The 18,926-nt window shown below is 71.4% G+C and carries 19 protein-coding genes; 10 read left to right on the forward strand and 9 right to left on the reverse strand.

Going from position 1 to position 18,926, the window contains the following annotated elements; translation table 11 throughout:
- Positions 1-208: 208 nt before the first annotated feature.
- On the reverse strand, positions 209-1,342 hold the full coding sequence (gene alc / locus ABZS97_RS21820; protein ID WP_356139952.1) for an allantoicase: 1,134 nt from the start codon (positions 1,340-1,342) through the stop codon (positions 209-211).
- A 5-nt stretch (positions 1,343-1,347) separates the two neighbouring features.
- Complete coding sequence (gene allB / locus ABZS97_RS21825; RefSeq protein ID WP_356139996.1) at positions 1,348-2,682, reverse strand: allantoinase AllB; 1,335 nt, start codon at positions 2,680-2,682, stop codon at positions 1,348-1,350.
- A 292-nt stretch (positions 2,683-2,974) separates the two neighbouring features.
- On the opposite strand from allB, the gene ABZS97_RS21830 reads away from it, so the two are divergent.
- Positions 2,975-3,778: an IclR family transcriptional regulator gene (locus ABZS97_RS21830; protein WP_356139953.1), complete on the forward strand. Its 804-nt coding sequence runs from the start codon at positions 2,975-2,977 to the stop codon at positions 3,776-3,778.
- Between the two features lie 208 nt (positions 3,779-3,986).
- Here the strand turns inward: ABZS97_RS21830 and ABZS97_RS21835 are convergent, their stop codons facing one another.
- Positions 3,987-4,868 carry an NAD(P)-binding domain-containing protein gene (locus ABZS97_RS21835; protein ID WP_356139954.1) on the reverse strand — a complete coding sequence of 294 codons (882 nt, stop codon included), beginning with the start codon at positions 4,866-4,868 and terminating at the stop codon, positions 3,987-3,989.
- A 97-nt stretch (positions 4,869-4,965) separates the two neighbouring features.
- On the opposite strand from ABZS97_RS21835, the gene ABZS97_RS21840 reads away from it, so the two are divergent.
- Positions 4,966-5,328, forward strand: coding sequence for a helix-turn-helix domain-containing protein (locus tag ABZS97_RS21840; RefSeq protein WP_356139955.1), 363 nt, complete (start codon positions 4,966-4,968; stop codon positions 5,326-5,328).
- Positions 5,329-5,366: 38 nt separating this feature from the next.
- On the opposite strand, the gene ABZS97_RS21845 is transcribed toward ABZS97_RS21840, so the two are convergent.
- Complete coding sequence (locus tag ABZS97_RS21845) at positions 5,367-5,654, reverse strand: DUF5955 family protein (protein ID WP_356139956.1); 288 nt, start codon at positions 5,652-5,654, stop codon at positions 5,367-5,369.
- Positions 5,655-5,873: 219 nt separating this feature from the next.
- Here ABZS97_RS21845 and ABZS97_RS21850 point away from each other — a divergent pair, with 219 nt between their 5' ends.
- Complete coding sequence (locus ABZS97_RS21850) at positions 5,874-6,473, forward strand: nucleotidyltransferase family protein (RefSeq protein ID WP_356139957.1); 600 nt, start codon at positions 5,874-5,876, stop codon at positions 6,471-6,473.
- Between the two features lie 198 nt (positions 6,474-6,671).
- Positions 6,672-8,306 (forward strand): malate synthase A, encoded by a 1,635-nt coding sequence (gene aceB / locus ABZS97_RS21855; RefSeq protein ID WP_356139958.1) that lies wholly within the window; start codon positions 6,672-6,674, stop codon positions 8,304-8,306.
- Between the two features lie 55 nt (positions 8,307-8,361).
- Here the strand turns inward: aceB and ABZS97_RS21860 are convergent, their stop codons facing one another.
- Positions 8,362-9,276: a HipA family kinase gene (locus ABZS97_RS21860; protein WP_356139959.1), complete on the reverse strand. Its 915-nt coding sequence runs from the start codon at positions 9,274-9,276 to the stop codon at positions 8,362-8,364.
- 41 nt (positions 9,277-9,317) lie between these two features.
- A complete protein-coding gene (locus ABZS97_RS21865) occupies positions 9,318-10,811 on the reverse strand; it encodes an IucA/IucC family protein (protein ID WP_356139960.1) in 1,494 nt (497 codons plus the stop codon).
- 107 nt (positions 10,812-10,918) lie between these two features.
- On the opposite strand from ABZS97_RS21865, the gene ABZS97_RS21870 reads away from it, so the two are divergent.
- Genes ABZS97_RS21870 through ABZS97_RS21880 form a run of 3 tightly spaced genes read left to right on the forward strand, consistent with a single transcriptional unit; the run spans position 10,919 to position 14,585 of the window.
- On the forward strand, positions 10,919-12,469 hold the full coding sequence (locus ABZS97_RS21870; protein ID WP_356139961.1) for an IucA/IucC family protein: 1,551 nt from the start codon (positions 10,919-10,921) through the stop codon (positions 12,467-12,469).
- Positions 12,470-12,501: 32 nt separating this feature from the next.
- A complete protein-coding gene (locus ABZS97_RS21875) occupies positions 12,502-13,773 on the forward strand; it encodes a VWA domain-containing protein (protein WP_356139962.1) in 1,272 nt (423 codons plus the stop codon).
- Positions 13,773-14,585, forward strand: coding sequence for a hypothetical protein (locus tag ABZS97_RS21880; RefSeq protein WP_356139963.1), 813 nt, complete (start codon positions 13,773-13,775; stop codon positions 14,583-14,585). Before ABZS97_RS21875 ends, ABZS97_RS21880 begins: the two co-directional genes overlap by 1 nt.
- A gap of 71 nt (positions 14,586-14,656) precedes the next feature.
- On the opposite strand, the gene ABZS97_RS21885 is transcribed toward ABZS97_RS21880, so the two are convergent.
- The 3 genes from ABZS97_RS21885 to ABZS97_RS21895 all read right to left on the reverse strand — a co-directional run bounded on the left by ABZS97_RS21885 (position 14,657) and on the right by ABZS97_RS21895 (position 16,219).
- The gene (locus tag ABZS97_RS21885; protein WP_356139964.1) at positions 14,657-15,028 is read right to left on the reverse strand and encodes a hypothetical protein; all 372 of its coding nucleotides are present in this window, start codon (positions 15,026-15,028) and stop codon (positions 14,657-14,659) included.
- A 47-nt stretch (positions 15,029-15,075) separates the two neighbouring features.
- Complete coding sequence (locus ABZS97_RS21890; protein ID WP_356139965.1) at positions 15,076-15,462, reverse strand: hypothetical protein; 387 nt, start codon at positions 15,460-15,462, stop codon at positions 15,076-15,078.
- A 124-nt stretch (positions 15,463-15,586) separates the two neighbouring features.
- On the reverse strand, positions 15,587-16,219 hold the full coding sequence (locus ABZS97_RS21895; protein ID WP_356139966.1) for a winged helix-turn-helix transcriptional regulator: 633 nt from the start codon (positions 16,217-16,219) through the stop codon (positions 15,587-15,589).
- 84 nt (positions 16,220-16,303) lie between these two features.
- Between ABZS97_RS21895 and ABZS97_RS21900 the strand changes: the two genes are divergently transcribed.
- The 3 genes from ABZS97_RS21900 (at position 16,304) to ABZS97_RS21910 (ending at position 18,850) form a co-directional block, all read left to right on the forward strand.
- A complete protein-coding gene (locus ABZS97_RS21900) occupies positions 16,304-17,512 on the forward strand; it encodes a pyridoxal phosphate-dependent aminotransferase (RefSeq protein ID WP_356139967.1) in 1,209 nt (402 codons plus the stop codon).
- Positions 17,513-17,532: 20 nt separating this feature from the next.
- Entirely contained in the window at positions 17,533-18,132 is a 600-nt protein-coding gene (locus ABZS97_RS21905) for a histidine phosphatase family protein (RefSeq protein WP_356139968.1), read from the forward strand.
- Between the two features lie 82 nt (positions 18,133-18,214).
- A complete protein-coding gene (locus tag ABZS97_RS21910) occupies positions 18,215-18,850 on the forward strand; it encodes a hypothetical protein (protein WP_356139969.1) in 636 nt (211 codons plus the stop codon).
- The last annotated feature ends 76 nt before the right edge of the window (positions 18,851-18,926 follow it).

The following is an 18,926-nucleotide window of genomic DNA, read 5'->3' on the forward strand; positions in this document are numbered from 1 at the left end:
CCCACCCGCCCCCGGATACCGCCGGCCGGACCGGCTAGGGGGTGTTTTGAAAGTCCTGTGCGGTGCCCGCGGTGCCCGCGGTGTTCGGTGCGTGCCCTCGGCGTGCCGGACGAAGTCCCTCGTACTGGACGTACTTGGGGCTTCGGCCGGTGCGGCGAGGGTGCGCGCCGGGCGCCGCGGGTGCTGTGCGGGACTTTCAAAACACCCCCTAGGACCCGCCCAGCTCCTGGTGGCGTGCCCGCAGTCGTTGCGCGCCCTCCTCCGTCAGGGAGCCGAACAGCCTCAGGCGGGAGATTCCGCCGTCCGGGAAGATGTCCACGCGCGCGTGGGTGCCCACAGCCGGTCCGGTGAGGACGAAGCGGTGGTTGGTGTCGGGCTGCAGGCGGGTGCGCGGGAGGACCTCCGTCCACTCACCCTCCTCGCCGTTCCTGACGGACACCGATGCCCAGCCCGCCGAGTTGCCCTTGAGGTAGGCCGTGTCGATCTCCAGCGCCCGGATCTCCGACTGGGCGGGCAGCCGGTAGCGGATCCAGTCGTTGCCGTTGTCGCGGCGGCGACGGGTCTCCCAGCCGTCGTCCATCTTGCGTGAACGGCCCGGCTGGATGGTGTTGGTGGCGGGCGAGTAGAAGAGGTTCGAGGCGTCCTCGGCCTGGCCACCGTTCTCCAGGGCTACGACGTCGAACGTGCCCAGCGTGGTCAGCCACTTCGGGTCCGGTACGACCTCGCCGTACACGCGCAGCCGGGCGATGCCACCGTCCGGGTGCTGGTTGACGCGCAGGTGGGTGAAACGCTGCTCGACGGAGACGGCGAAGCCGTTCGCGGCGTGGCCGCCGACCGAGGTGCGCGGCAGAAGCGTCGTCCACTTCACGTCGTCCGCGAGGAGTTCCTCGGGAGTGGGCGCGCCCTCGACGGACGTCCCCTCGACCGACACCGCCTGCGGGTAGTTCCCGCGGAAGTGGGCCGTGTCGACGACGAGGCCGCGCACGACGCCGGGTGCGCCGAGCCGTACGAGCGCCCAGTCGTGGTCCTCAGCCGTGGGCCACGGGTGCTCGGCCGAGACCCCGCGCCGCCGCCGTGTCTCCCAGCCGTCCATGATCTTGCCCTTGTGGCCGAAGTGCTCCGGGTCGAACTCGGCGCGCCCGGGTACGAGGAGGTTCTCGCGCTCGGCGAAGAACTCGTCGTTGGCCGCGACGACTCCGGCGCCCAGCTGCCGGTCGGCGAGGTTGGCGTACTGGGTGAAGGGGAAGTCGGCCGTGCGGTAGTCCGCGTACGGGTCACCGCCGCCGTACGGGTTCGCGTCTCCGGTGAAGTGAGGCAAAGAGGACTGCTGCTGCGCCGTCACGGTGATCAGTTCTTCCTTTCGAGGAGTCGGCCTGCGGGTTGCGTGAACTCGCCGTCGGCCACGATGCGTTCGCCGCGCAGCCAGGTGGACTTGACCACGCCGCTGAGCGTCTTGCCCGCGTACGCGGTGACCCGGTTGCGGTGCTGCAGCGCGGCCGGGTCCACGGTGAAGGTCTCGTCGGGTGCGAGCACGGCGAAGTCGGCGTCACGGCCCGCCTCGATGGCGCCCTTGCGGTCGTCGAGGCCGACCAACTCCGCCGTGCGCGTGGACATCCAGCGGACGACGTCCTCCAGGCCGTACCCGCGCTTGCGGGCCTCGGTCCAGACAGCGGCGAGGCTCAGCTGAAGGCCGGAGATGCCGCCCCACGCGGTCGCGAAGTCGTCGGTCTTCAGATCGGCCGTGGAGGGTGAGTGGTCGGTGACGACACAGTCGACCGTGCCGTCGGCGAGCGCCTGCCACAGCAGGTCCTGGTTGGCGGCCTCGCGGATGGGCGGGCAGCACTTGAACTCGCTGGCGCCGTCCGGGACTTCCTCCGCGGTGAGCGTGAGGTAGTGCGGACAGGTCTCCACGGTGATGCGGACACCCTCGGCCTTCGCCGCGGCGATCAGCGGCAGCGCGTCGCTCGACGACAGGTGCAGCACATGCACGCGCGCGTGCAGACGCCTGGCCTGGGCGATGAGGTTGCCGATCGCGGTGTCCTCGGCGTCGCGCGGACGCGAGGCGAGGAAGTCGGCATACTTCTGGCCGCCCTTCTGCGGGGCCGCGGCCAGGTGGTGCGGGTCCTCGGCGTGCACGATGAGGAGACCGCCGAAGCCGGCGATCTCGGCCAGGGACTGGGCGAGCTGCTCCTGGTCCAGCTCGGGGAACTCCTCCACGCCCGACGGCGACAGGAACGCCTTGAAGCCGAAGACGCCCGCGTCGTGCAGGGGGCGCAGGTGCTTGACGTTGTCGGGCAGCGCGCCACCCCAGAAGCCGACGTCGATGTGCGCCTTGGCGGCGGCGACGTCCTGCTTCGCACGAAGGTTGTCGACCGTCGTGGTCGGCGGGAGGGAGTTGAGCGGCATGTCGATCAGCGTGGTGATGCCGCCGGCGGCCGCGGCGCGTGTCGCGGTCCAGAAGCCCTCCCACTCCGTGCGCCCGGGGTCGTTGACGTGGACGTGGGTGTCGACGAGCCCGGGCAGCAGGACGTCGTCCCCGAAGTCCTCCAGCCGGGCTCCGGCCGGCACCTCGGCGTCGTACGCGAGTACGGCCGTGATCCTGCCCGCGGCGACCGCGACCGAGGCGGCCCGCGTCCCCTCGGGGGTAATGACGCGCGTCGAGCGCAGCACCAGTTCGACCATTCCGCCGTCTCCGTCTTGGGACACCCGGACCCCTCTCTCCATGCCGCCGCTTGCTCCCGCGTAGCGGATTTACCTCCGCGTAACGGAATTCAACGTTCTGTTGAAGGAGTCTTCACTCCCACCTTCATGCCGTCAAGGGCTCACCTGTCCACTGTGCCCCGGACCCGCCAACCCTGGACGTTTCCACAAAGTGGAATTAGAATTCCGTCACGCAGAACTTAGCTACGCACAACCGAGCAGTCAACCGACCGCCGGGTAGGCTGCATCACTGCCCAGTGAAAGGACCGCCGCCGTGCCGTCGTCCAGCGCCAGCACCACCGACGCCGCCAAATCCTCCGCTCCCAGTGGTGGCGTCCAGTCCCTTGAGCGCGCCTTCGACCTGCTGGAGCGCATGGCGGACGCGGGGGGCGAGGTCGGGTTGAGCGAGCTGTCCGCGAGCAGCGGACTGCCGCTGCCCACCATCCATCGCCTGATGCGGACGCTGGTGTCCAGCGGCTACGTCCGCCAGCAGCCCAACCGGCGGTACGCACTCGGGCCCCGCCTCATCCGCCTCGGCGAGTCCGCCTCCCGGCTGCTCGGCACCTGGGCCCGGCCTTATCTCGCGCGCCTCGTGGAGGAGACCGGCGAGACGGCGAACATGGCGCTGCTCGACGGCGATGAGATCGTGTACGTGGCGCAGGTGCCGTCCAAGCACTCGATGCGCATGTTCACCGAGGTCGGCCGACGGGTGCTGCCGCACTCCACGGGCGTGGGCAAGGCGCTGCTCGCGCACACCCCGGCGGCCGAGGTGCGCGCGCTGCTCGCCCGGACCGGTATGCCCGCCGCCACGGACAAGACGATCACCACGGCGGACGGCTTCCTGACCGCCCTCGAAGAGGTACGCCGCCTCGGCTACGCGGTCGACGACAACGAGCAGGAGATCGGCGTCCGCTGTCTGGCGGTGCCCGTTCCCGACTCCCCCACCGCGGCCGCCATCTCGATCTCCGGCCCCGCGGGCCGCGTCACCGAGGCGGCCACGGACAGGATCGTGCCCGTGCTGCAGCAGGTCGCGGTGGAGCTGTCGCAGGCACTGGCGAACCCGGGTCCTGCCGCCTAGGGGGTGTTCTGAAAGTCCCGCACAGCACCCACGGCGCCCGGCACGCACCCTCGCCGCACCGGCCGAAGCCCCAAGTACGTCCAGTACGAGGGCCTTCGTCCGGCACGCCGAGGGCACGCACCGAACACCGCGGGCACCGCACCGGACCTTCAAAGCACCCCCTAGGGGACGGTGCATCCCGGTCATCTCCCGGGCGACAGGCTGCCGGTCAGCGCACCAGCAGGTCGATCACGCCCGTCAGGTCCTCCTCGCCGCCGCCCTCCGCCAGGCGGCGGCGCATCAGCTCGAAGTAGGGGCTGAGCAGTTCCGGGCTGACGCCCTGCTGCTCGGCGGTGCTCAGGAAGGTCGACGTACCGGCCACCTGCATGGTGAGACCGGAGACCACCCCCTTGGTGTAGTCACCGCTCCGCAGCTGGTCCGCGGTGCGGTGGATCGACGGGGCCATCGCGGTGAGCCAGTCGGCGAGCAGCGGGGCGAGCGACGCCGGGTCGATGTCCTCCTTGCGGATCAGGGCGAAGGCGTGCGCCGCCCCGGCGAACATCCCGTACATGGCGCTGAGCAGGGCCACGTCGTGCAGCGCCGCGAAGCCCGCGTCCTCGCCGACGTAGACGGTGCCTGCCGGGACGCCCAAGGTCTCCTGGTGCCGCTCGAACAGCTCGCGTGAGCCGCTGTAGAAGACGTAGCCGCCGGCCTCCGGGACACCGATCATCGGCGGAACGGCCATGATCCCGCCGTCCAGGTAGCGGGCACCCCGCGCGCGGGCCCACTCGGCGCGGGCGCGGGCCTGGGCAGGGGTGCTGGTCGTCAGATTGACCAGGTCCCTGCCGGCGAGGTCGGTCGCGGACAGCGCCTCGCCGACCGAGGCGTCGTCCAGCAGACAGACGACGACCAGGGGGCTGGCCGCGACTGCTCGGGCGGCGCTGTCCGCGACGTCAGCACCCGCGGCGGCGAGCGCCGCCGCCCGGGTCGCAGTGCGGTTCCATACGGTGAGCGGGTGGCCGGCGGCCAGCCAGGTCCGGGCCAGTGCGGTACCCATCGCGCCGAGGCCCAGCAGCGTGACGGAGGTCTTCTCAACAGTGTTCTGTGCCATGCCGATTAGGCTGGCCGCAGGCCCGGAGGTGATCAAGTACGCACTTGGGAGTGGGTGGTTACCCCGGGGTGAGCGAGCACGTCGGAAGGGGTGGGGCATGACGACGTCGAACCGGCCGGGCACGGCGGACGGACACATCTGCGGCATCGACACCGCGATGGAGGTGATCGGGGGCAAGTGGAAGGTGCTCATCCTCTGGGCGCTCCACGAGCACTCCCCGTGCCGTTTCGGCGAGTTGCGTCGGCTGCTTCCGGGCATCACCGAGAAGGTGCTGGCCTCGCATCTGCGCGAGATGGAAGCGGACGGTGTCGTACGCCGTGTCTCCTACGACGAGGTGCCGCCTCGCGTCGAGTACTCGCTGACCGAAAACGGCGCACGCCTCAACGACGCGCTCCAGCCGCTGGCCGCCTGGGGACGCGAGCGGCCGACCGCTCAAGGGCGGGCAGAAGGGACGCTCTGAGCGGCGTCCGCTCAGGGCCCGCGGCGCTTCGACTCGCCTCAGCGCCGCGGCGGTTCGCCGAACAGTTCCACCGCGCTGCGTACGGCCGAGAGGCCTTTGGCGAGGGCGCTGACCGAGCCGATCGCGCCCGCGATCAGCAGCAGGGAGCGGCGCAGGCGCGGGATCTCGGGGATGCCGCTGACGGTCATCGCGGCGAGAGCGGCGAGTTCGTCCTCGGCGATGCCGCGGTCCGGGAACTCGGCGGGGTGCGCGGCGAGTTCACGGCGCAGCCGGGACACGGCGGACTTCAGTTCCGCCACCCTCGGATCCTCGTCGCTGCCGGTCACTGGCCTCTGCCCCAAGCTCCGCAACACAGCTCTCCCCCTCGCACGTCTTTGTGCGCAAGTCCTTCGTCGATCCGCCCAACTCCCCGTGGCGTTGGTCAGGCGCCGGGGGACGCGGGCCAGTAAACGCCACCCGATGCGCCGGGCGCCACTCCGAGGACCGAAATTCAGTCCCCGGACACCGCGGGGGCACACAGCGGCCCGTTCAGGTATGCAGGAACCATGACGGACAACGGAGACCAGGTGGCCGGAGTGCTGCTGGCGGCCGGCGGCGGCCGGCGCCTCGGAGGGCGGCCCAAGGCGCTGCTGGACCATCGGGGGCGCCCCCTGGTCGAGCACGCGGCTCTGGTGATGCGCGAGGGCGGCTGTAGCCGGATTCATGTGGTGCTCGGCGCCCGGGCCGAGGCCGTACGGGAGCGGGCCGAGCTGCCCGGCTGCGTTCTCGTGGACAACCCGGGGTGGGAGGAGGGCATGGGCTCCTCGCTGCGGGCGGGGCTCGCCTCGCTCGCGGGCACGGGTGCGCGGGCCGCGCTGGTGTCACTCGTCGACCAGCCCGGCATCGGCGCCGAGGCGCTGGCCCGCGTCCTGGCCGCGTACGAGTCCCCGGCGTCGCTCGTCGCGGCCGCCTACGACGGGGAGCGCGGCCATCCGGTGCTCTTCGGCGCCGACCACTGGGCCGGGATCGCGGCGACCGCCACGGGCGACCGGGGAGCGCGCGCCTACCTGAAGGCCCACGCGGACACGGTCAGGCTCATCGAGTGCGGTGATGTGGCGCAGCCGTACGACATCGACACGGAGGGCGATCTCGTCCATCTCGAATGAACCTTGAGTGAAGGAGGTGGCACTGAGCGCCACCTTCTGTCGACCCTGAGAATCTCGACATCAACAAATCATTGAACTTCCACCATGAGGAAACTACTATCCACTGCTCAGAAGCGTCCTACTGCTCCGCGGGCGCTCACCGCCCTACCCGGGTCGATTGGCACCCGGTGCCACGCTCGCTGAAGGAAGTGACAGCTCATGTCCGCACCAGCGCCGTCCCCGCTGGCCATCGTCGACGCCGAGCCCCTGCCCCGGCAGGAAGAGGTCCTCACCGACGCGGCCCTCGCCTTCGTGGCCGAGCTGCACCGGCTGTTCACGCCCCGGCGTGACGAGCTCCTCGCCCGCCGGGCGGAGCGCCGCGCCGAGATCGCCCGCACCTCCTCGCTCGACTTCCTTCCGGAGACCGCCGCCGTCCGCGCGGACGACTCCTGGAAGGTCGCGCCCGCTCCGGCCGCGCTGAACGACCGCCGCGTCGAGATCACCGGCCCCACCGACCGCAAGATGACCATCAACGCCCTGAACTCGGGCGCGAAGGTCTGGCTCGCGGACTTCGAGGACGCCTCCGCGCCCACCTGGGAGAACGTGGTCCTCGGCCAGGTGAACCTGATCGACGCCTACAGCCGGAACATCGACTTCACGGACGAGCGCACCGGCAAGACGTACGCCCTCAAGGACAACGACCAGCTCGCCACCGTCGTGATGCGGCCCCGCGGCTGGCACCTGAGCGAGCGCCATCTCGTCGCCCCCGACGGCACCCAGGTCCCCGGCGCACTCGTCGACTTCGGCCTCTACTTCTTCCACAACGCGCAGCGCCTGATCGACCTCGGCAAAGGCCCGTATTTCTACCTGCCGAAGACGGAGTCGCACCTTGAGGCGCGCCTGTGGAACGACGTCTTCGTGTTCGCGCAGGACTACGTCGGCATCCCGCGGGGCACCGTCCGCGCGACCGTCCTGATCGAGACGATCACCGCGGCGTACGAGATGGAGGAGATCCTCTACGAACTCCGTGACCACGCCGCCGGGTTGAACGCGGGCCGCTGGGACTACCTCTTCTCCATCGTCAAGAACTTCCGTGACGGCGGCGCCAGGTTCGTCCTGCCGGACCGCAACGCGGTGACGATGACGGCCCCGTTCATGCGCGCGTACACCGAACTCCTCGTCCGCACCTGCCACAAGCGCGGCGCCCACGCGATCGGCGGCATGGCCGCGTTCATCCCCTCGCGCCGGGACGAAGAGGTCAACAAGGTCGCCTTCGAGAAGGTCAAGGCCGACAAGGACCGCGAGGCGGGCGACGGCTTCGACGGGTCCTGGGTGGCCCACCCCGACCTCGTTCCGATCGCCATGGCCTCCTTCGACGCCGTGCTCGGCGAAAAGCCGAACCAGAAGGACCGGCTGCGCGAGGACGTCGACGTCAAGCCGGGTGACCTGATCGCGATCGACTCGCTGAAGGCGCACCCCACGTACGACGGTCTGGTCAACGCCGTCCAGGTCGGCATCCGTTACATCGAGGCGTGGCTGCGCGGTCTCGGCGCGGTCGCCATCTTCAACCTGATGGAGGACGCGGCCACCGCCGAGATCTCCCGCTCGCAGATCTGGCAGTGGATCAACGCGGGCGTCGAGTTCGAGCACGCCGGGAACACGGTGAAGGCCACGCCCGAGCTGGCGCGCGAGGTCGCCGCCCGGGAACTCGCGAACATCCGCGCCGAGATCGGCGAGGAGGCCTTCGCGGCCGGCAACTGGCAGCAGGCGCACGACCTGCTCCTGCAGGTCTCGCTCGACGAGGACTACGCGGACTTCCTCACGCTGCCCGCGTACGAGCAGCTGAACGGCTGAGGCTCACCGCACCGGCCTGTCCGGGTGGCCCCGGGACTTTCCCGGGGCCACCCGGTCATCCCAGATGCACCGACCAGTCCTGTTCCGCCGCGGGTTTGCCGTGCAGGTCGGGGACCCGCTTGAGCCAGTTCGGGCGGCCCCGCTGGGTCCTCGCCGCGCGCTGCGCCTCCTCGGCGGCCAGTTCCTCCCGGGTGGGGAAGTCGGTGGGCAGCCAGGCGACGGAGCTCTCCACGCGCGCGTGGAGGTACCGCACGTACGCCTCGCGGACCGCGTCCGGCGTGGAGAAGCCCTCCTCCTCGGCCAGCCAGGCGTCCGGTACGGCCGCCGTGACCTCGCGCAGCAGATCGAGCGTCACCCGGGGCGCCAGCTGCGCGTCGGCGGTCCGCACGTCGGGCGCGTAGCCCCCGAGGGCGTGGTGGCGGAAGTCGTAGGCCTTCTCGGGGTCCGAGGCGTCCCAGCGGTGGTGGAAGACCAGGGCCGCGCCGTGGTCGATGAGCCACAGCCGCGGCGGTGCGATGCCGAAGGTGGGCCAGATCATCAGGTTCGAGCTGTGCACCGTGCGGTCCACGTTGACGGTGAGGGCGTCGAGCCAGATCACCTTGCCCGCCTCCAGTGGGTCGACCGTGCACCGCTCGGCGACCTCCGGGGTGAAGTCCTTGGCGCCCGGCAGATAGTCCATGCCGAGGTTGAGCCCGGCACTGGCGTGCAGCAGGTCCTGGACCTCCTGGTGCGGTTCGTCGGCGGCGACCGCCGGGTCGAAGTGCACGAGCACCAGTTCGGGGAAGCGCAGGCCGAGGGCGCGGGCCAGCTCGCCGACGATCACCTCGGCGACCAGCGCCTTGCGGCCCTGGGCGGAGCCGGTGAACTTCACGACGTAGGTCCCCAGGTCGTCGGCCTCGACGACTCCGGGCACGGAGCCGCCCGCCGTCAGCGGGGTCACGTATCGCACAGCAGTCACGTCGCGGAGCACACCGGCCACTGTAAATCAGCCGCTCACCGGGGTGCCGGGCATTAATGACCGGCCAGCGGGTTCGGCAGGGGCAGATAGCGGGCGTCCGCGCCGTCCGCGCCCGTCCAGCGCAGCAGCAGGTTCGTCTTGCCGGGCAGCGTGGGCGAGGCCAGCAGGCCCGCGATCTCGGGAAGGCCGTGCTCGGTGTCGTAGCGGATCAGCTCGCGGCGTACGGCGGCCCACAGGTCCTGCTCGGGGTGGCGTTCGGCGAGCAGGGCGGCCAGTTCGGCGAGGTGGTTGACGACCAGGCAGTACACGAGCCGTTCCCAGCCCGCCGCGCGCGTGACCTCCGGCAGCAGCTTCACGCCCTCCGCGTCCCGGAACAGCGCCTGGACGGGCAGGCCGTCGGCGTCGACGGCGACCAGGGTGTTCTGCAGGTGCGCCTCCAGGACGACGCCGTGGCGGGCGAACGCGTGCAGGGCGGGGGGCACCACCGCGCGCAGGTACGCCGCCCACCAGGCCGCCGGATCGGTGAGCCGGTCGAGCGGGCTGCCGTCGAAGCCCTCCACGAGGGCGGCGGACAGCAGCGGGGTAGCGCCGGGCAGGACGTGGTCGGCGAGTCCGTCGCGGACGAGGACGGCGAGTTCCTCGAAGGCGAAGTCCGCGGTGCGGTAGCCGCGGTCGCTCAGCCAGCCTGCCCGGCCGGGCAGGGCGGCGAAGGCCCGCACGACCGCCTCGTCCGTGCGGCGCAGCTTCAGCAGGTCGTGGCGCCACAGCCGACGGATGTCATTGGTGATGCGCACATCGAGGCTGAACTTCACGAACAGGTCGTCGCCGGGAACGTACAGCGTACGGACCGCGGCCGTCGGCCAGACAGAACGCCCGGTGCGGCCGAGGCGTACGAGCCGGCCGTCGGCGAGGGCGGCGCGGATCTCCGGGCGTCCGGCGACGAGGTCGAGCTGCCAGGGGTGGGCCGGGAGCAGCCGGTAGCCGGGCGGGGCGGTGCCCAGGGCGTCGAGCGCGCCCGTGTCGCCCTCCTCCACGACCGCGTCCTCGCGCACGCCGAGCAGTTCCAGCGGGAAGCGGGCGTACGCCTCGGGTGCGTACGGCAGCCAGCCCGCGACCGGGCCGCCTCCGCGGGCCTTGGGCGCGGGATGGTAGGGGTGGCCGGTGATCAGGGACTGCTCGGACAGCCGGTAGAGGTCGTCGGGCGGGGTCGCCCGGGCGCGTGCTCCGAGGAGTGCTGCCACCGCCTCCCGGCTGTCGATCATCTCGGCGGGGAGTTCGGAGTTGGACAGGCCGGTGAGCCGGCGCAGTTCCTCGGCGGTGAGTTTGACCAACTCGGCGTGGCCGAGGCGGTGCCAGGCACCGTTCGCGTGCAGTTCGGGCCGGGCCGGGCGCCGCGTTCCGCGCACCCTGATCAGCCGGCCGCCGCCCCGCAGTCGGTGCACGCCCGGTTCCTCCGTGGGCTGCGCGGCCTCCCGCAGCAGGCAGTTGAGGAGGGGGGCCGCCGCGTAGGCGTCGGCGGCGGTCTCCAGGTCGTCCACGCGATCCATTCGTTCCCAACGGTCCATACGGTTCGTTCCATACGGTGCACTGGTGATCAGTATGTCTGTCGTCGTGGGCCGCCGCGACGCGGTCCCCGTAGCCAAGGAGCCCGACCGTGCACCGTCCCCTCACGCCCGACGCCGAGGGCGTGATCGCCGCCGAGCTGAGCGTCGTACGGCCCGACCTGTCGGCGTCGTACGCGGCCGGACTTCCCGGTGCCAGGGCAGCCGTGCTGTCGCGCCTGTGGCGTGCGCTGGCCCATGAGCCGATGCCCTGGATCGCGCGCCGCGAACCGGGGCCCGGCGGTCTGACGCTGCAGTTGGCCGACGGGCGCCGGTTGTCCGGTCCGCCCGCGGACCCGTACGCGACCGCCGCGTATGTCACCGAGGTACGGCTCGACGGCAGGTCGTACGACCGCCCGGCCCGGCTGATGACGGCGCTCACCGTCCCGCACGGGCCGGCCTTCGCCGCCGAGCTCGATCACAGCGTCGCCTCGTTGGCGCTCTCCCGCGCCGGTCAGCCCGGGCCGGGACCCGAACCGGGAACGAGCCGGGAGTGGGAGCAGCGGGTGGTCGACGGGCACCCGTACCACCCCAACTGCCGTTCCCGGCCCGGCTTCTCGGTGGCGGAGCAGCTCGCGTACGGGCCGGAGCACCGGCCCCTCGTGGAGCTGGGCCTCGCCGCCGTGCCGTCCGACGCATGCCTGGTCGCGGGCGACTGGCCGAAGTGGCTGCGCGACGGGGACCGGGTACTGATCCCGGTGCACCCCTGGCAGGCGGATCACGTACTCGGCGCGAGCGACGTACTGGCCGGACTCGGCGCACTCGGCCCGGCGGCTCAAGGGGGGCTTCCCGCCCACCCGTTGATGTCGCTGCGCACGCTCGCGCTCCCCGACGGGCCGCATGTGAAGACGGCACTGAGTGCGCGGCTGACCTCGTCCGTGCGGGACATCTCGGTGCACTCGGTCGCGATCTCGCAGGCCGTCTCGGCGTTCGTGGAGAGCGTGGCCGGACGGACGGGCGGTCTGCTGCACGTGACACGCACCCTGGGAGCGGTCACCGCGCACACCCCCGACCTGGCCGCCGTGTTGCGCGAACCGCCGGAGGTGTACGTGTCGGCGGAGGCCGGCGAGCGCGTCGTCCCGGTGGCGGCCCTGCCCGCGACGGGCCTTTCGCAATCCCCTTCCTGGATGGCCGAGTTCACCCGGCTGACCCTCACGGTCGGTCTGCGGCTGCTGGATCTGGGCGTGGCCCTGGAGGCGCACGGACAGAACCTGCTCGTCGTGCTCTCCGCCACGGACGCGCCCCTACGGCTCGTCTACCGCGACCTCGCCGACATCCGCGTCAGCCCGGCCCGGCTGGCCCGGCACGGCATCGCGGTCCCGAACCTGTCCGGACGCATCGTCACGGACGACGAAGTCACCCTGCGCCGCAAGCTCTTCGGCTCCCTTGTCGCCGGTGCGCTGGCGGCGACCGCGGGCTCGGCGCCCGCCCTGCGCGAGGCCCTCACCACCGCCGTACGGGATCTTCCGCGCACCGCGGACCTCGCGGCGCTTCTCGACGAACCGCTCCCGACCAAGGCGCTGACCCTCATGCGACTGACCCCGCAGACGCCCGGCGACCAGTGGGCACGGCTCCCGAACCCCCTCATCTCACCCTCGTTTTGAAGCCGGACCCCTTTGCTCCATAGGATCCGGCGATGATCACAAGACAACGGCTGGCGGCAGGGGTCTGCGCCCTGCTCGCCGCCCTGACGGCCGGCATCGCCTTCCCGGCCGGAGCGGTCGCCGACGAAACGGCGGAGCAGGCCGCTCCCAAGGTCGAACTCGTGCTGGACGTCAGCGGTTCGATGCGGGCCCGGGACATCGACGGCGGCTCGCGGATGGCCGCGGCGAAGCAGGCGTTCAACGAGGTGCTGGACGCGACGCCCGAGGAGGTCCAGCTCGGCATACGCACCCTGGGCGCCAACTACCGCGGCAACGACCGCAAGACGGGCTGCAAGGACACCGAGCAGCTCTACCCGGTCGGACCGCTCGACCGGACCGAGGCGAAGACGGCGGTCGCGACGCTCGCACCCACCGGCTGGACGCCGATCGGACCCGCGCTGCTGAAGGCGGCCGACGACCTGAACGGCGGCGAGGGTTCGCGCCGCATCGTCCTCATCAGCGACGGCGAGGACACCTGTCAGCCGCTCGACCCGTGCGAGGTCGCCCGCGACATCGCCGCCAAGGGGATCGGCCTCACGATCGACACCCTGGGGCTCGTACCCGACGCGAAGACCCGCGACCAGCTCAGCTGCATCGCGGATGCCACCGGCGGGACGTACACCTCCGTTCAGCACAAGGAAGAACTCACCGACCGCGTCGGGCAGTTGGTGGAACGAGCGGCCGATCCGGTGGTGACACCGGTCGCCGTGGACGGCGCCGCGGCGTGTGCGAAGGCGCCCACCCTCAAGTCGGGGCTCTTCACCGACCGCGAGGAGTTCGGCCAGCAGCGCTGGTACCGCGTGGAGGTCCAGGCCGGTCAGGAGCTGCGCACCTCGGTGAGCGTCGCGGCGGACCGTGCCGTGAACCCCGACTACGGGGTGCTGCTGCGGGCGGTCACCGTGCACGGCCGCGAGATCGTCCGCGGTGAGGCGACGGGCAACGGCCGTACGGACGTGGTGTCGACGGGTCTGCGGTATCCGAAGCCCGAGCTGGACGACGACAGCGACAAGCCCGCGGCCGAGGTCGTGTGCCTGCAGGTCACCAACTCCTTCTCGGCGACGGCGGGCGTGAAGACCACGCCCGGCATGCCGCTGGAGCTGACCGTCGACGTCGTCAACGGGCCCGACCAGGCGGGCGATGTGGCCTCCTTCGGCCTCGGGCGCGGCTGGTGGCTGCTCGGCGCCCTGGTGCTCACCGGCTTCGTCGCCGGTCTGCTGTGGGGCTGGATCTCGCGCTGGCGTGTCGCGGTCTGGAGGACCAACTGATGCGTATCACCCGTGTGTTGAGCGCGGCGTTCCTGACGCTCGGACTCGCCGTGGCCCCCGCCGCGGCCGACTCCTCACCCTCCGCGAGCCCCTCGGACGACAGCGGCGCCCCCACCGAGGCGGGCACCTCCTTCCGTACGGCGACCGAGATCGACCAGGGTCAGCAGGCCACCGCCGGCGCGTCCACGGGCGACTACCTGTACTGGTCGTTCCCCGCGGACGCCGGGCAGCGGCCCACCGTGAAGGCGACGGTCAAGCTGCCCGACACGCACGCCGGCGAGACCTGGCAGATCGATGTGTACGACGGACTGCGGCGCCGACAGGCGTGCCAGTACGGGGCGCAGACCCGGACGGCGGCGCAGAACACCGCCTCCGTGGACCTGGCCTGCACCATGCGCACGGTCCGCGCCTGGTCGGAGACCTGGGCGAACGACCCGCTGCCGGGCACGTACTACATCCGGCTGACCGTCACCGGACTGCAGTCGTCCGACCTCGGGCAGCCGGTCGACGCCTCGGTCCAGGTCGACTCCAAGGACATCGGCGGCGCAGCGGCAGTCGACGGCTCGCTCGCGAAGCCGCTGGTCCCGGGGATCGCGACGACCTCCGAGAAGTCGGACTCGGACGAGGACTCCGGCCGCGCGGAGGCCGCGCTGTCCTCGATCGAACCCGACGGCGGCTGGGCCTCCGGCTGGTGGTCCGACCGATGGGTGTGGACGGGGATCGGCGGCATCCTGGCCGCGCTCGCGGGCATCGGCGGCTACGCGCTGACACGCGGCTCGGGACGGCCCGCACGGGCGCCGTCGGGTATGTGACGCACCCATGAAAGGCGGAGGCCCGCCGTGTCCCCCGTGACACGGCGGGCCTCCCCTGTGGGGCCGGTCGGTCAGCAGACCGGCAGCGGGTTCGTCTCGCTGTAGATCGACGTGTCCTTCATATAGCCCCACACGCCGTTGTCGGCCTTGGTGAACACCCAGCGGTAGGGGTGCGGCCCGCCGACGTACGGTCCGTCTTCGCGGTAGCAGACGAACCAGCTCGGGTTGGAGTACATGTGTCCGACGACGACGTCCGCGTGCGGGACCCCGTTGGTCGGCGCCGGTTCGTACACCGCGGCGCCGCTCACGTTGTTGCACCACCAGTGGCTCCCGTTGTACCAGCACCCGGAGGCCGCCGCCGAAGCGGGTGCGGTGGCGACGACGAGTCCTGCGGCGAGCCCGACGGCTGCCGCTGCGGCCGCGACGCTCTTGATGAACTGCATGAATCCCCCTGTGAGTTGTGCCTACGTGTCCGGGCCGAGCGGGACTGCTACCAGCAGGCCGGGAGCGTGTTGGTCTCGCTGGAGATGGCGGTGTCCTTCATCCAGCCGTACGCGCCGTTGTCGGCCTCGGTCCACACCCAGCGGTAGGGGTGCGGGCCGCCCACGTACTCGTCGGGCAGGCTGCCGTCGTAACGGCACTGGAACCAGCTCGGGTTGGAGTACATGCGGCCGACGACGCGGCTGGAGTCCGGGTAGTTGCGGGCCTGGTCCTTGTAGCCGTAGACCGCGGCGCCGCTCGTGTTGTTGCACCACCAGTGGCTGCCGCTGTACCAGCAGCCGGAGGCGGCCGAGGCCGGTGCGGCCGCGGTGGTTGCGAGGCCGACGGCGAGTGCGGCGGCACTGAACAGGACGGCCAGGGACTTCTTTATGCGCATGCGATCGTGCTCCAGGTGCCGTGCGGGAACGGGGCGAAGAATCCGGAACGCGAGCCTGACGTCGGCGCAGGGTGGACCGCAATGATTTCGAGGTCGCTCGAAGTGACCGAGCAAGTCTTGGTTCTCAGCTGTCGCGCAGCGCCTTGGCCAGCCGGCCCTCTCCCGACACCTCGATACGCCCGTCCTGGATGGCCTGACGCAGCGTCAGGGAACCCTGGTCCAGGGCCGCGCACGTCTCCGTGTCCAGCGCGAGGCGGGTGTCGGGCTCCTCGGCAGAGGAACCCTCCCCGTAGACCGCCCCCTCGCCCGGTCCGACGCGCAGATGGAACTCCCCTTCGTCCAACCGCACTTGGACGACACCCTCACCCTCGCCCGCCAGGCAGCGCAGCAGCGGCAGCGCGAACCAGTGGGCGCGGATCGCGTCGGTGGGCCGGCGCTCCGCAAGGGCGGGCGCACCCCAGGCGCCGAGGGCCTGCAGCACGGGCAGCAACTCCCGTCCGCGTCCGGTGAGTTCGTAGACGTAGGCGGCCGCGGGCGGCGGCAGCCGGCGGCGGGTCGTCAGGCCGTCGCGCTCCATGTCCTTCAGCCGCGAGGCGAGTACGTCGGTGCTCACGCCCGGCAGGTCCGCGTGCAGGTCGGTGTAGCGGCGCGGGCCGGCGAGCAGCTCCCGGACGATCAGCAGGGTCCACCGGTCCCCGACGAGGTCGAGCGCACGGGCCGCTGAACAGTACTGGTCGTAGCTTCGGCGAGGTGACATGGGACGCAGTCTAGACATGTCATTGGACTTTCCAAGCACCTACTTGGTAAAACCAAGCAACACCACAACCGGAGGGCGCAGCGCATGGAGTTCCGGCAGTCGAGCAAGTTGAGCGAGGTCTGTTACGAGATCCGCGGTCCGGTCATCGAGCACGCCGACGCGCTGGAGAAGGCGGGCCACAGCGTGCTGCGCCTCAACACCGGGAACCCCGCGGCCTTCGGCTTCGAGGCGCCCGAGGAGATCCTCCAGGACATGATCCGGATGCTGCCTCAGGCGCACGGCTACACGGACTCGCGCGGCATCCTCTCCGCCCGCCGCGCGGTGGCCCAGCGCTACCAGGAACAGGGCCTCGCGGTCGACGTGGACGACGTCTTCCTGGGCAACGGCGTCTCCGAACTCGTCTCCATGGCGGTCCAGGCGCTCATCGAGGACGGCGACGAAGTCCTCATCCCCGCCCCGGACTTCCCGCTCTGGACGGCGGTCACCACACTCGCCGGCGGCAAGGCGGTCCACTACCTCTGCGACGAGCAGTCCGACTGGTACCCGGACCTGGCCGACATGGAGGCGAAGATCAACGACCGGACCCGCGCGGTCGTGATCATCAACCCCAACAACCCGACGGGCGCGGTGTATCCGAAGGAGATCATCGAGGGCATCCTCGACCTCGCCCGCCGCCACGGCCTGATGGTCTTCGCCGACGAGATCTACGACCAGATCCTCTACGACGACGCCGTGCACCACTCGGCCGCCGCCCTCGCCCCCGATCTGGTGGTCCTCACCTTCTGCGGCCTCTCCAAGACCTACCGGGTGGCGGGGTTCCGCTCCGGCTGGCTGGTCGTCACCGGGCCCAAGCAGCACGCCCGCAGCTACCTGGAGGGCCTGACCATGCTGGCCTCCATGCGGCTGTGCCCCAACGCGCCCGCCCAGTACGCCATTCAGGCCGCGCTCGGCGGCCGCCAGTCCATCCACGAGCTGACCGCCCCGGGCGGCCGTCTCCACGAACAGCGCAACGTGGCGTGGAAGAAGCTCAACGAGATCCCCGGGGTGTCGTGCGTCAAGCCCAAGGGGGCCCTGTACGCGTTCCCGCGCATCGACCCCGAGGTGTACAAGATCCACGACGACGAGAAGTTCGTCCTCGACCTGCTTCTGCGGGAGAAGATCCAGGTCGTCCAGGGCACCGGCTTCAACTGGCCGACCCCGGACCACTTCCGCATCCTGACGCTCCCCCACGCGGACGACCTGGAGGCGGCGATCGGACGGATCGGGCGGTTCCTCGGCGGGTACCGGCAGTAGAAGCCCCCTAGGGTGGCCGCATGGGTGATCTCTTCCTCGTCCGGCACGGTGAGACCGCGTGGTCGCGTTCCGGGCGGCACACCGGCTCGACGGACGTGCCGCTCACCGAGAACGGCCGGGAGGAGGCACGCAGGCTGGTCCCGCTGATCCGCTCGCACCGGATCGGCGCCGCCTTCGTCAGCCCGCTGCAACGGGCCCGCGAGACGGCGCAGCTCATCGGGCTCGACGAGGCGTCGCTCGACACGGACCTGCGGGAATGGGACTACGGCGGGTACGAGGGGGTCACCACCGTCGAGATCCAGCGCGAGCGGCCGGACTGGTTCCTGTTCACCGACGGGGTCGCGCCCGGGCCGCCGGAGCACCCCGGCGAGACGCCGCAGGAGGTGGGGGAACGCGCCGACCGTGTGCTGGCCAAGGTGGATGCCGCGTTCGCCAACAACGAGGGGTGCGTCGTCCTGGTGGCGCACGGCCACTTCCTGCGGGTGCTGACCGCCCGGCGCCTCGGGCTGCCGGCGTCGAGCGGCGCCCTGTTCCAGCTCGCGACCGGAACGCTCTGCCGGCTCAGTACGGAACACGGTCGTCCGGTGATCGCGGGCTGGAATGTCAGACCCCCGTCGTAGTCTTCGAACGGGCTGATCGGCCGGGCCGTCCGGCGCTTTGTCGGCCCGTTCGAGCAGGCTGTCCACCGGGGAGGAGCGCGCCATGACACGACCGCCGACCGCCGCACAGCGGCATGTCATCGACGCCGCCGACCCCGTGACCGGGCGGCTGAGGGGCACGGAGGCGCAGCTCGCGGCGCTGGTGAAGCGGGGGCTCGCCTTCCGCCATCCGCGGCCGCCGCACGACCACTTCCTGACGCCGGCCGGGCATCGCCTGCGCGAGACGCCGGCGCAGGCACCCGTGCCCGAGCCGGTCCAGGAGGCTCCACCGGACTCGGGGGTGTTCGCGGCGCGGATCGGCGGCGAGGAGGGCCCGGTCGCAGGGCCCGCCCGCATACGGGAGGTGCACAGCGCCTGGCAGGGGCTGCTCGAGCTGCGCCGGATGACCAATCCCGGTGGTGACGTGGACCGGCCGTGCGGGTGGGAGCGTGCGCATCTGGTGCGGGCCGCCGCGCTCGCCCTGGAGGCCGACGGCCACCCGCCCGCGCCGGGCACGGACTTGGCCGGCTACCGAGTGCGGGCGACTCCGCAGCCGGAGGCCGTCGCCGTGCACGAGCCGGACCCCGAGGCGCTGCGCGGCTGTGCCGCCACGCTGGAGAAGGCCGGCTGGCAGGCCGGTGAGCACACCGAGCCGCGGACGGGCGTGCGGTACGTGCTGGCGTCACCGCGCCGGGCGTGACGCACACCACGGAGACCGTGATCGGAGCATGACACTGTAAGACCTCGTCATCGCGCACAACGTCGAAGGGGAAGTC

This window comes from Streptomyces sp. NPDC005485 (assembly GCF_040606085.1).
Taxonomy (GTDB): Bacteria; Actinomycetota; Actinomycetes; order Streptomycetales; family Streptomycetaceae; genus Streptomyces.